The sequence below is a fragment of the Micromonospora sp. CCTCC AA 2012012 genome (genome assembly GCF_040499845.1).
Taxonomy (GTDB): domain Bacteria; phylum Actinomycetota; class Actinomycetes; order Mycobacteriales; family Micromonosporaceae; genus Micromonospora; species Micromonospora mangrovi.
This window is the reverse complement of sequence record NZ_CP159342.1, coordinates 6,481,490-6,493,873: the sequence shown is the minus strand read 5'-3', so window position 1 is coordinate 6,493,873 and position 12,384 is coordinate 6,481,490. Positions and strand designations below refer to the sequence as shown.

General features: G+C 73.8%; 10 protein-coding genes. 2 read left to right on the top strand and 8 right to left on the bottom strand.

Going from position 1 to position 12,384, the window contains the following annotated elements; genetic code table 11:
* Positions 1 to 70: 70 nt before the first annotated feature.
* Positions 71 to 1,723, bottom strand: coding sequence for an alpha-amylase family protein (locus tag ABUL08_RS29460; RefSeq protein ID WP_350933316.1), 1,653 nt, complete (start codon positions 1,721 to 1,723; stop codon positions 71 to 73).
* A gap of 81 nt (positions 1,724 to 1,804) precedes the next feature.
* On the opposite strand from ABUL08_RS29460, the gene ABUL08_RS29455 reads away from it, so the two are divergent.
* Together ABUL08_RS29455 and ABUL08_RS29450 are read left to right on the top strand one after the other, a co-directional pair.
* Positions 1,805 to 2,404 carry a DUF1349 domain-containing protein gene (locus ABUL08_RS29455; protein ID WP_350933315.1) on the top strand — a complete coding sequence of 200 codons (600 nt, stop codon included), beginning with the start codon at positions 1,805 to 1,807 and terminating at the stop codon, positions 2,402 to 2,404.
* 94 nt (positions 2,405 to 2,498) lie between these two features.
* Positions 2,499 to 3,170, top strand: coding sequence for a DedA family protein (locus ABUL08_RS29450; protein WP_350933314.1), 672 nt, complete (start codon positions 2,499 to 2,501; stop codon positions 3,168 to 3,170).
* A gap of 15 nt (positions 3,171 to 3,185) precedes the next feature.
* Here the strand turns inward: ABUL08_RS29450 and ABUL08_RS29445 are convergent, their stop codons facing one another.
* The 7 genes from ABUL08_RS29445 to lysX all read right to left on the bottom strand — a co-directional run bounded on the left by ABUL08_RS29445 (position 3,186) and on the right by lysX (position 12,373).
* Complete coding sequence (locus ABUL08_RS29445) at positions 3,186 to 4,751, bottom strand: cellulose binding domain-containing protein (RefSeq protein WP_350933313.1); 1,566 nt, start codon at positions 4,749 to 4,751, stop codon at positions 3,186 to 3,188.
* A gap of 171 nt (positions 4,752 to 4,922) precedes the next feature.
* Complete coding sequence (locus tag ABUL08_RS29440; protein WP_350933312.1) at positions 4,923 to 6,347, bottom strand: carbohydrate-binding protein; 1,425 nt, start codon at positions 6,345 to 6,347, stop codon at positions 4,923 to 4,925.
* Positions 6,348 to 6,423: 76 nt separating this feature from the next.
* Positions 6,424 to 7,167 (bottom strand): YidC/Oxa1 family membrane protein insertase, encoded by a 744-nt coding sequence (locus tag ABUL08_RS29435; RefSeq protein ID WP_350933310.1) that lies wholly within the window; start codon positions 7,165 to 7,167, stop codon positions 6,424 to 6,426.
* Positions 7,168 to 7,260: 93 nt separating this feature from the next.
* Positions 7,261 to 7,557 carry a DUF6412 domain-containing protein gene (locus ABUL08_RS29430; RefSeq protein ID WP_350933309.1) on the bottom strand — a complete coding sequence of 99 codons (297 nt, stop codon included), beginning with the start codon at positions 7,555 to 7,557 and terminating at the stop codon, positions 7,261 to 7,263.
* Between the two features lie 9 nt (positions 7,558 to 7,566).
* The gene (locus ABUL08_RS29425; protein ID WP_350933308.1) at positions 7,567 to 8,382 is read right to left on the bottom strand and encodes an alpha/beta fold hydrolase; all 816 of its coding nucleotides are present in this window, start codon (positions 8,380 to 8,382) and stop codon (positions 7,567 to 7,569) included.
* Between the two features lie 2 nt (positions 8,383 to 8,384).
* Positions 8,385 to 9,068, bottom strand: a complete 684-nt coding sequence (locus ABUL08_RS29420; protein WP_350933307.1) for a DUF998 domain-containing protein — start codon at positions 9,066 to 9,068, stop codon at positions 8,385 to 8,387.
* Entirely contained in the window at positions 9,065 to 12,373 is a 3,309-nt protein-coding gene (lysX, locus tag ABUL08_RS29415; RefSeq protein WP_350933306.1) for a bifunctional lysylphosphatidylglycerol synthetase/lysine--tRNA ligase LysX, read from the bottom strand. Before lysX ends, ABUL08_RS29420 begins: the two co-directional genes overlap by 4 nt.
* Between the last annotated feature and the right edge of the window lie 11 nt (positions 12,374 to 12,384).

Sequence of the window (12,384 nt, the reverse complement as noted above, 5' to 3'; positions counted from 1 at the left end):
TCGAAGGAGCTTAACCCAGGCGTACGCGGTCCGGACCGCCGCCGACGAGCGGCGACGGCCCGGTGCGGGGTCAGACCGACCAGCTGCGGCAGAGCCGGATCCAGCGGTACCCGTGGCCGGCGAGCTTGAGCCGGTCGAGCTTGCCGACCTCCTCGTAGCCCCGGTCGGAGAGCACGTCGATCGGCAGGTCCGCCTCGGGTTGCAGGGTGCTCAGGTCGACCTCGACGTCGGCGGTGCTCAGGTTGTGCAGGAAGACCATCGTCCCGGTGGGACCGTCGGCCCGGTGGGCCAGCACCCCGGCCGGCATCGGTACGTCGATGTGGCTGGTGCTGCCGGAGCCGGTCTCCGGCGCCTCGCGCAGGGTCCGGATCATCCGCTCGAACCAGGCGAGCAGGGAGCGCGGGTCCTTGCGCTGGGCGGTCACGTTGACCTTGTCGTACGCGTAGTCGCCCTTGTCGATCACCGGGCGGACCAGCTTCTCCGGCTCGGCCGTGGAGAAGCCCCCGTTCGCCTGGTACGACCACTGCATCGGGGTACGGATCGCGTCCCGCCCCTTCAGCGACAGGTCCTCCCCCATGCCGATCTCCTCGCCGTAGCGCAGCACCGGCGTGCCGCGCAGCGAGAACTGGAGCGCGTACGCCAGCTCCAGGTGCCGGCGGTCGTTGCCGAGCATCGGCGCGAACCGCCGCCGGATGCCCCGGCCGTAGAGCTGCATCTCCTCGGTCGGGCCGAACTTCGCCAGCACGTCGTTGCGCTGGTCCGCGGTGAGCCGGGACAGGTCGATCTCGTCGTGGTTGCGCAGGAAGGTGGCCCACTGGCCGCCCTCGGGCAGCTTCGGGGTGTCCCGCAGCGCGTCGATGATCGCCTCGGGGTCCTCCCGGGCGAGGGCGAGCATCAGCCGGCCGTTGAGCATGAAGTCGAAGAGCATGTGGATCCGGTTGCCCGACCCGCTGCCGTCGCCGAAGTAGACCGGCAGCTGGTCCGGCTCGACGTTCGCCTCGGCCAGCAGGACGGCGTCGCCGCGTCGCCACTGGACGTGCTGGCGCAGCTCGGTCAGGAAGTCGAAGTTCTTCGGCGAGTCCGGGTTGCCCGGCTCGGTCTCCTCGATGATGAACGGCACCGCGTCCATCCGGAACCCGGAGACCCCGAGCTGGAGCCAGAACGAGGTGATCTTCTTGATCTCCTCGCGGACCTTGGGGTTGGTGATGTTCAGGTCCGGCTGGAACTTGTAGAAGCGGTGGTAGTACCAGGCCTTGGCGGTGCGGTCGTAGCTCCACGTCTCGTTCTGCTCGCCGGGGAAGACCATGCCCTGGTGGCGGTCGGCCGGCTCGTGGTCGGCCCAGACGTACCAGTCGCGGTAGGGCGAGTCGGGCGAGGAGCGGGCGGACTGGAACCAGGGGTGCTGGTCGGAGGTGTGGTTGACCACCAGGTCGATGATCACCCGGATGCCCCGGTTCTGCGCCTGGTGCAGCAGCTCCGCGAAGTCGCCGAGGGTCCCGAAGCGCGGGTCGACGTTGTAGAAGTCGGTGGCGTCGTACCCGTCGTCCTTGTTCGGTGACGGGTGGATCGGGTTGAGCCAGAGGCAGGTCACCCCCAGCCGCGCCAGGTAGTCGAGCCGGCCGATCAGGCCACGGAAGTCACCGACCCCGTCGCCGTCCGAGTCCACGTACGAGTCCACGTCGAGGCAGTAGACGACCGCCTCCTGGTACCACCTGTCACCCATGCCCGGCTAACTTCTCCGCTCGCCGCTCGCGGCAAACCCGAGACCGCCGCACGTCCGCCGACCCCGGGGTACGGTGCCGGCATGAGCGCGGACACCCACCCCGTCGACTGGTCCACCGGCACCTGGCTCCACCCGCCGGTCCGGACGCAGGAGTCCGCCGACGGGCTGCTCGTCGAGCCGCGCGAGGGCAGTGACCTGTGGCGGCGGACCAGCTACGGCTTCGTGCACGACGACGCGTCGGCGCTGCTCGCCCCGTTCCCGGTGGGCAGCGCGGTCGAGGTGAGCTTCCGGCTGGACTACGCGGCGCAGTTCGACCAGGCCGGGGTGCTGGTCCGGGTGGACGAGCGGCAGTGGACCAAGGCGGGCGTGGAGGTCAGCGACGGGCAGCCGCAGCTCGGCGCGGTGGTCACCCGGGAGGTGTCGGACTGGTCGGTGGCCCCGGTGCCGGAGTGGTCGGGGCGGGAGGTGACGGTCCGGGTGAGCCGGGCCGGCGACGCGCTGACCGTACGGGCCCGGGCGGGCGGCCAGCCGTGGCGGCTGGTCCGGCTCGCCCCGCTGGACCCGGCGGCCGAGGCGTCGGCCGGGCCGTTCTGCTGCTCACCCAGCCGGGGCGGGCTGGTGGTCCGGTTCACCGGCTGGCGGGTCGGTCCGGCCGACGAGGCGCTGCATCCCGGGGACTGAGCGGCCGACCAGTGGGACCGGTCACCGGCAGGTGTGACCCGCCGCTGCCGGGGTACCACCGTTCGATCCCGCCGACCCGACGGAAAGGCAGCTCATGGCCCTCGCCCAGAACGTCGACCCGCACCAGTTCACCGGGCTGACCGGCTGGGTGGCGAGCGTCATCGACTCGCTGGGCGCGGTCGGGGTGGCCCTGCTGGTCGCCCTGGAGAGCATCGTCCCGCCGATTCCGAGCGAGATCGTGCTGGCGATGGCCGGTTACCTGTCGTCGCAGGGCCGGTTCAACGTGGTGCTGATCGTGCTCGCCGCCACCGCCGGCTCCCTGCTCGGCGCACTGGTGCTCTACTGGCTCGGCGCGGCGCTGGGTGAGGAGCGGCTGAAGCGCTGGTTGGACCACATCCCGCTGGTGGACCGGGACGACCTGGAGCAGGCCGACCGCTGGTTCGAGCGGCACGGCCGGTGGGCGGTGCTGATCGGCCGGGTGGTGCCGGTGGTCCGCAGTCTGGTCTCCATCCCGGCCGGGGCGAACCGCATGCCGCTGGGCGAGTTCGTCCTGCTCACCACGCTGGGCAGCGGGGTGTGGAACGCGTTGATCGTCGGGCTCGGCTTCGCCCTGGGCTCGCAGTGGGAGCAGGTCGACCGGTACAGCAGCTGGTTCAACTACGCGATCTTCGTGGTCTTCGGCATCATGATCGTCAGCTGGGTGGCCAAGAAGATCCGCAAGCGCCGCGCGCGGCGCGACCGGCAGTCGGTGACCGCCGGTCGCTGACCGCGACGCCGCCGCTCAGTACTGCGCGGTGATCGAGGTGAACTCCCAGGTGTTCTGGGCGATGCCGGAGCAGTTGGAGACCACTCCCCCGCCCGCGCAGGGCCGGTCTCGGTTGACCGACCAGAACGTGAACCGGGACAGCGACCGGGCCTTGGCCCAGTCCCGGATCTGCGTCCAGGTGGCCGGCGAGGTCAGCTCCTGCTGGTCGGAGAGGCCGTTCATGCCGGAGATGCCCATGTGCGCGTACGCGGTGGCGTCGGACCAGCCGAAGGCGGTCTTCAGCGCGTTCTTCAGCCCCTCGGCCGCGTTCACCGTGCTCTGGTACATGTTCGCGCCGCCGCCGAAGTCGAACGGCATGATCGTGAAGGTGTCGATGTTGGCGCCCAGCGCGGCGGCCTGGTTGATCAGGCGGGTGCCGTAGTAGGACGGGCCGGTGGTCGAGGTGCCGAAGGTGACGATCGTCCGCAGGCCCGGGTTGTTCTGCTTGACGATCTTCAGCGCGCCGAGGATCCGGTCCTGGACCACCTCGTTCTCGAACTCGTCGCTGTTCTCGATGTCGATGTCGATGGCCTTCAGCCCGTACGCGTTGATCACCTGTTGGTACGCCCCGGCGAGGGCGGCCGACGACGCGCAGTTCGGGCCGAGCTTGTTGCCGCTCCAGCCGCCGAACGACGGGATCACGTCACCCCCGGCCGCCCGGACCGCCGCGATGGTGCTGGCCCAGGTGCTGCCGGCGAGCGGGCCGGTGCCGTCCCAGGCCGGCGTGCAGCCGCCGCCGGAGAGCACGAACGCGATGGTGAACCACTTGACCCCGGTCGCCCCCATCACGGTCGACGGCGCGGGCGGGTCACCCCAGCCCGGGTAGAGGTAGGGCGCGGCGGCCATCGCCCCGGTGCCGCCGCCGGTGCAGCCGGTGGTGCTCGCCGACACCGGCGCCGACTTCGCCGACTCGCCACTGGCGTTGTACGCGGTGACGGTGTAGCTGTGCGCCGAGCAGGCGGCCAGGCCGGAGAGGGTGGCCGAGGTGCCGGTGCCGGTGGCCTTCACGGTGCCGCCCTCGTAGACCCGGTAGCCGGTGACCGTGCCGGAGACGGCGTTCCAGGCCAGCGAGACCGAGGAGCTGGTGGTGCCGGTGACCCGCAGGCCGCCCGGGGTGGCCGGGGCGGACGGGTTGCCCCCACCGCCGCCGGTGCAGGAGCCGCCGTTGACGGTGCAGTTGGTCGGGTCGCCGGTGCCGCTGACGATGAAGCCGAAGGTGGTGCTGGCGCCCGGGGCGAGGGTGCCGTTCCAGGACTGGTTGACGGCGGTGACGTGCTTACCGGCGGTGCTGAGCTGGGCGTCCCAGAACGAGCCGACGGCGCTGCCGGCGGGCAGGTCGAACTGGACGTTCCACGAGGAGATGCCGGCCGCGGTGTCGTTGGTGACGGTGAACTTCGCCTCGTACCCGCTGCTCCAGGTGGAGGTGCGGACGAAGGCGGCGGTGGCGGCCGAGGCCGGTGGCGCGGCCACGACGGTGGCCGCGACCAGCGCGGCGGCGAGCGCGGCGGCGAAGGTCGCCACGCGGGTACGGCGGAGTGTCACGGTGGCCTCCAGGGACCTGACGTGGTGGGGGGTGGACATCCACAACCGTCGACGTCCGCGCTCATTATTAAGACTGTTAACTATTTCTGTCCAGGGGGTGCGGGCAATGGAACGGGGCTCCCTCCCGCGCCCGACGGCGGCGAGAGGGAGCCCCGGCTGGGGACGGCGGCCTCAGTGGCGGAAGGTGAACCAGTTGACGTTGACGAAGTCGCCGGACTGGCCGCTGGTGAAGGTGAGATAGACCGAGTGCCGGCCGGTCACCGCGGCGACGTTGCCCGGCACCGAGGTCCAGCTCTGCCAGCCGCCGGTGTTGGCGAGGGCGAAGCTGCCGATCGGCGTGGCGGTCGGGCTGTCCACCCGCACCTCGACCAGCCCGCTCACGCCGGCCGGCGCGCCGGAGGCGACCCGGGCCAGGAAGTCCCGCGGCGGGGTGCCGCCGAAGTCCACGTTGTCGTACCGGGCCCAGTCGCCGTTGCGCAGGTAGCCGATGTCCTGCCCGCCCTCGGCGCACGCCTCGACGACCACCCCGTTCTGGGCGCTGAACGCCTCGGCCTGGATGGTCCCGTACGCGTCAGTGGTGCCGCCGGGCGGCGCGGTCGTGGCGGTCGGGCTCGGGCTCGTGCCGCCGCCCTTGCGGTAGACCGCCACGTAGTCGACCAGCATCGGCCGGCCGGAGACGGTGGACGCGGTCGGCGTGGTGTAGCCCGCGACGCCGTTCGGGAACGACCCGCCCATCGCGACGTTGAGCAGCAGGAAGTATCCGCCGTGGCCGGTCATCTGGGTCCAGTACGGCTCGCCGACCTGGCTCTGGCTGACGGTGTGGAAGAGCTGCCCGTCGACGTACCAGCGCAGCTGCTGCGGGCTGACCGAGGCGTCCCACTCGGTGCGGTAGGTGTGGAACGCGGACTGGCAGGTGCTGCCGGGGCAGGCCCGGGTGTTGCCCAGGCCGTTGAACTCGTTGCACGGACCGCCCGGCGCCACGCCGCAGTGCAGCGTGCCCCAGACCTGGTTGAGGCCGTTGACGTTCTCCATCACGTCGATCTCACCGACGCCCGGCCAGTTCTGGTAGTTGCCCCGGTAGGGCGAGCCGAGCGACCAGAACGCCGGCCAGTAGCCGGCCGCCTCCGCCCCGGTGACGTTCGGCATCTGGATCCGGCCCTCGATCGCGAGCACGCCACCGGCCGGCGGCTTGAAGTCGGCACGGACCGTCTCGATCCGGGCCGAGGTCCACCGCCCGGCGCCGTCCTTGAGCGGCGTGATCCGCAGGTTGCCGGCGCCGTCGTGGGCGAGGTTGGCGGTGCTCGAGGTGTACGTCTGGATCTCGCCGGTGCCCCAGTTCGCCGGGCCGCCCGGATAGCTGGTGCCGGTGTCGATGATCCAGTTGGTCGAGGACGGCAGGGTGCCGGCCGCACCGGTGAAGTCGTCGCTCCACATCAGGTTCCAGCCGGCGGGCGGCGCCGGGACGGCGGCGTGTGCGGTCATCGACACGGCGGCCAGTGCGGTGGTGGTGGCGACCACGGTCGCGGCCAGGGCGAGCCGGCGACGGGACCGGGGCACGACGGACGGGGCGGCGGACGCCGCCGGGACAGGGCTCATCGGGGTGCCTCTCTGCGGGGACGGGATCGAGAGAGCGCTCTCTGCCAGCGTTTTCTACGCGCCCGGCGGGCACTTGTCAACGTTCGTCGATGCGTGCGGGCTGCGGCCGGCGCAACGCCACCTGCTCCAGCGCCGTCCACGCGGTGGTGGTGACCAGGTAGATCACCGCCGCCAGCGGCACCACCAGCGCGACGAGCACCGTCGTGAACGGCAGCAGCGGCACCAGCCACCCCAGGGTGGCCGCCCCCGGCCCCTCGGTGGGCGTACCGGCCAGGGTGCCGGTGGCCCGCGCCGCCCGTCGGGCCCGCAGCGACGAGTACCAGGCCAGGGCGAGCAGCGCCGCCAGCAGCACCCCGAACACCGCCAGCACCGGACCGGTCAGCCCGTCACCGAGGTGCCAGCCCAGCGGCACCCCCGCCAGCCGGCCCGCCAGCAGCCCGGGATGGCCGTCGCCGGTGGCGAAGAGCCGGTACATGACCAGGAAGAACGGCGCCTGGAGCAGCGCCGGCAGACAGCCGGCGACGGGGCTGGCCCCGGCCTGCCGGTAGAGCGCGAACAGCTCCCGCTGGAGGGTCGCCGGGTCGTCGGCGTGCCGGCGCTGGAGGTCGCGTACCTGCGGGGCGAGCGCCGCACGCCGCCGCTCGCCCCGGACCTGCGCGAGGGTGAGCGGGGAGATCAGCAGCCGGACCCCGATGGTGAACAGGACGATGGCGGCGGCCGTGGCCGCCCCGCCGCTCAGCGGGGTCAGCGTGTCGGCGAGCCAGGTGACGACGGAACCCGCGGCGGAGACCGCGGCGTGCAGTGGTGCGAAGGCGAGCATGGGAAGACCCCTCGGTCCGATTCCGGAGGTCCCGACCGGGACAGCCTGTCCCGACGGGACGAAAGGACGACGGAATCGGCCGCGCGGCGGGCGCTACGCGGCCGAGGGGCGCAGCCCGGGTGCGCGGGGACGCGGCCGGCCGGCGGCGTCCGGATCCACCTGTCGCGGCACCCGCCGGCCCCGGGCCCGCGCCCGCAGCGCGGTGGCCCGCTGTCCGGACCGGGGCGCACCCGGCACCCCCCGCACCCGGAACGCGAGCAGCGTCGCCAGCAGCAGCGCGGCAGCGACCGCCGCGCCCGCGAGCACCTCGACCGGGCGGTCGGCCAGCACGGTGAGCTGGGCGAGGGCGTACGCCCACGGCCCCGTCACCGCCATCAGCAACCCCGGCACGCGACCAGCCTAGGACCCGGTGTCACGCCCGACGGCCACGATCGCGGCGCGCACCGCTTCCGGGTCGTCCCACTGCACCAGGTGGCGGGCGTCCGGCAGCAGCTCCTGCCGGCCGGCGGGGAACGACCGGGCCAGCGCCGCGTGCCCGGCCCGCCAGGCGGCCCGCGCCCGCCGACCGGGCACGTCGGCCAGGGCGGTCAGCACCACCACCGGCACCACCGGCGGTGCGCTCCGCCGCCGCAGCCGCGCCAGGGCGGCGGCCATCGCCGGGTACGCCAACCACTCGACCAGCACCGTCAGCAGCACCGCCGCCGACCCGTAGCGACGCTCCCCCGCCGCCCGTAGCGCCGACGTCGGCGGGTCGGTGGCGCGACGACGGCGTACCCACCGCCAGACCGGTGGGCCGAGCCGGGCGAGGCCGGTGCGGTCGAGGACCCGGCCGGGCACCGCCGGGTGGGCGGCGACCCGTCGGGCCAGCCGCGCCCGGCACCGCCCCGCCGCAGGCGTCGCCGGCACCACGCTCGGGTCGACCAGCACCAACCCGGCCAACCGGTCCGGATGCGTCCGGGCGTACGCCTCCGCCGGGAGGGCCGCCGCCGAGTGCGCCACCAGCACCGGCCGCCCCACCTCCCGCCCGACCAACGCGGCGAGCCGCGCCACCTCGCCGGCCAGCGTCGGTGGCGGACCCACCGGGCCGGACCCGCCCAGGCCGGGACGGTCGAAGCGGACCACCCGGTGGGTGTCGGCCAGCAGCGGCACCAGGGCGTCCCAGGTGTCGGCGCCCTCGGCCATCCCGGCGCAGAGCACCACGACCGGCCGGTCCACCGTCACCGGTTCCCCGACCCCCGGGACGGGCCGTCCGCAACCGGCCGCTCCCGGGACGCGGCGACGCCCGCGAGGAGCAGCCACCCGGCCAGGCCGACGAGCTGCACCCGCTGCCAGGCGCCGAGCGCCGCGCCCGGGTGCCACACCTCGACCAGGGTGCCCGCCGTGCCGACCGCCAGCACCGCCGCCACCAGCAGCCCCCACCGGAACGACGCGCCGGCCCCGCGCAGGGCCACCAGCAGGGCGAGCAGCGACAGCAGCCCACCGGCGATCGCCACCGACGAGCTGAGCGAGTGCCACTCGTGCCGCCAGGAGAGCTCGCCCAGCTCCTCCAGCCGGGCGCAGCGCGCCTCCGCCGAGGGGGCGCAGTCCATCGCGCTCACCGTCCCGTCCATGGCGGTCGCCACGCCGAAGACGAGCAGCCCCCACCAGGCCCGCCGCCACCACCGCCGGTCGCGCCGGGCCAGCACCAGACCGACCGCCGAGGCCACCGTCCCGGCCACCAGGTCACCCAGGCCGAAGACCAGGTGGTACGGCTGGTCGCGGGCGGCCAGCTCGCTGGCGTACCCGTCGACGAGGCCGATGGCCGGGTTGAGCAGCGGCCCGAGCAGCCACGACGAGTAGAGGAGCGCGGTCAGCCCGAGGGTCACCACCGGCAGCACGCGAGCCGGCCCGACCCGGGTCACGACGACTCGCGGACCATCGGGAACGGCAGCGTCTCCCGGATGGACCGGCCGGTCAGCAGCATCACCAGCCGGTCCACGCCCAGCCCGAGGCCCCCCGTGGGCGGCATCGCGTACTCCAGTGCGGTGAGGAAGTCCTCGTCCAGCTCCATCGCCTCGACGTCACCGCCCGCCGCCTTCAGGGACTGCTCGGTGAGCCGGCGGCGCTGCTCGGTCGGGTCCACCAGCTCCGAGTACGCGGTGCCCAGCTCCATCCCGAACGCCACCAGGTCCCACCGCTCCGCCAGCCGGGGATCGTCCCGGTGCTGCCGCGTCAGCGGCGACACGTCGGTCGGGAAGTCCAGATAGAACGTGGGCACCTCGGTCCGCGCCTCGACCAGCCGCTCATAGAGCTCCAGCAGCACCGCACCGCGCTCCCAGCGCGGGTCGTACGGCACCTGCGCGGCGTCGCAGAGCTTGCGCAGGGTCGCCACCTCGGTGTCGGCGGTGACCTCCTCGCCCAGCGCCGCGGAGACCGCCTCGTTCACCGTCCGCACCGGCCACTGGCCGCCGATGTCCACCAGCTCCCCGGTGCCGGGGCGGCGCGCCACCGGCGACCCGTGCACCGCCACCGCCGCCGCCACGATCAGGTCCCGGGCCAGCTCGCGCATGACGTGGTAGTCGGCGTACGCCTGGTAGGCCTCCAGCACGGTGAACTCCGGGTTGTGGCTGAAGTCGACCCCCTCGTTGCGGAACGCCCGACCCAGCTCGTACACCCGCTCCACCCCGCCCACCGCGAGCCGCTTGAGATAGAGCTCCGGCGCGATCCGCAGGCTCAGCCGCACGTCGTACGCGTTGCTGTGGGTGGCGAAGGGGCGGGCGTTCGCCCCGCCGTGCACCCGTTGCAGGATCGGCGTCTCCACCTCCAGGAAGTCCCGGTCGGCCAGGGTCCGGCGCAGGCTGCCCAGCGCCGCCCCCCGGGCCCGCAGCAGCTCCCGCGCCTCCGGGTTGATCGCCAGGTCCAGGTAGCGCTGGCGGACCCGGGCCTCCGGGTCGGCCAGCCCGTGGTGCTTGTCCGGCAGCGGGCGCAGGCACTTGGCGGTCAACTGCCAGTCGGCGACCCGCACCGACACCTCGCCCCGGCGGGTCGCGTACACCTCGCCGGTGGCGCCGACGTGGTCGCCGATGTCGATCGTCGCCCGCCACCGGTCCAGGTCGTGATCCAGCACCAGTTGCAGGTCGCCGCTGCCGTCCCGGACGGTGGCGAAGCAGATCCCGCCGTGGTCGCGGACCAGCAGCACCCGCCCGGCCACCGAGACGGTCTCCCCGGAAGCCGTGTCCGGCGCCAGTCCGGCGTGCCGGCGGCGCACCTCGGCGCAGCTGACCGTGCGCGGGAAACCCACCGGGTACGGGTCGACCCCCTCGGCGCGCAGCCGGTCCAGCTTCGCCTGGCGTACCCGGATCTGTTCCGGCCGCTGCACCGCGGTCGGCTCGGGCGGCACGGCCCGGACCGTCGCGGCGGCCGGCGGCACGAAGCCGACGCCCCCGCCGGCCGGCGGCACCCCCTGCAACGGGGTGGGCCGGCCGCCCGGCAGCGCCAGGAAGCCCTCGGCGACGGCTGCCGCGAGACCGACCCGGGCCAGTTCCCGGCGCTCCGCGAAGCAGAGGTAGCGGGGCGTCCAGTGCGGCTGGTACTTGGCGTTGGAGAGATAGAGCGACTCCAGCTGCCACCAGCGGGAGAAGAAGAGCAGGGCGTGCCGCCAGAGCCGGATGATCGGGCCGGCGCCGATCCGCGCGCCCTGCTCGAAGACCGACCGGAACACCGCGAAGTTCAGCGAGACCCGTTCCACGCCGTGCCGGGGCGCGGCCCCGAGCAGCGCGGCGACCATGAATTCCATGACGCCGTTGTCGGCGGAGCGGTCCCGGCGCATCAGGTCCAGCGAGAGCCCGTCCGCGCCCCACGGGCTGAGCGACAGGATCGCCCGCACCCGGCCGCTGCCGTCCCGGGCGTCGACCAGCACGCAGTCGCCGTCGGCCGGGTCGCCGAGCCGGCCGAGCGCCATCGAGAAGCCCCGCTCGTGCTCGGTGTCCCGCCAGGCGGTGGCGAGCCGGGCCAGCGCGGACAGCTCCTCCGGCGGGATCTCCGCGTGCCGGCGTACCCGGGCGGTGTAGCCGGCTCGTTCCACCCGGTGCACCGCCTGGCGGACCGGGCGCATGTCCGGGCCGTTCAGGTCGAACTCCCGGGGCAGCAGGATCGCCTCGTCGCCCAGGTGCAGCACCTTCAGCCCGTGCCGGTGGTACGCCCGCGCCCCCGCCTCGCTGGCGCCCATCACCGCCGGAGTCCAGGCGTACTCGCGGGCCTGGTCGAGCCACGCCTCGATCGCCGGGCCCCACGCCTCGGGGTCGCCGACCGGGTCGCCGCTGGCCAGGCTCACCCCGTTGACCACCCGGTAGGTGACGGCCGACTTGCCGCTGGCGGAGAAGATGGCCGCCTTGTCGCGGCGGGTGGCGAAGTAGCCGAGCGAGTCCCGGCCGCCGTGCCGGGCCAGCAGCTCCCGGATCCGCTCCTCCTCCTGCGGGTGCAGCACGGCGGCGGCCCGCTGCGAGCGGAGCAGGGTGAACAGGCCGGCCACGAAGGCGGTCGCACCGAAGGCGCCGAGCAGCAGGTTGACCCAGCCGGGGGCCTGCCCCTGCCGGGTGAGGTCCAGGGTGATCGCGCCGCCGAAGACCTTCTCGATCGCGTAGCCGAGCCGGTCCAGCCAGGTGTGCAGACTGCCCGGCACGGCGGTGAGCAGCAGGTAACCCAGGCCGACCGAGACCGCCGCGAGTCCGAAGAAGACCCCCAGGGCCTGCCGGGTGCTGCCGCTGCGGACCCGGGCGTAGAACTCCCGCCGGGCGGCGAGCAGCAGACCCAGCGCGGCGGCGGCGAAGGCGATGCCCACCCACACCCCGACGGTCTCCAAGGAGTTGAACAGCCGGCGGCCGGCGTCGTCGGTGAGGTCGTTGGCGCCGACCACCAGCAGCAGCACGCCGGCCAGCACGCCGACGGCCAGGCTGAGGGTGAAGTAGACGACCAGCACCCAGTAGGCGAGCCGCTTGCGGCGCAGCACCGCCGAGGCCAGGGTGCCGATGAAGACCGCGTACGCCAGGTTCGCGGGGGCGGGCAGCAGCAGCGCGTCGATCGCGGTGCGGACCGGCTGGATGTCGGTGCGGACAGCGCTGCTCAGCGCCGCCAGCGCGCAGACCACCGCGATCACCCAGAGCAGCGTCGCGAAGGCACGCGGCACCTGGCGTCGCCAGTCCCGGTCGGGCCGCCGTTCGTCGGTCACCGTACGCACTC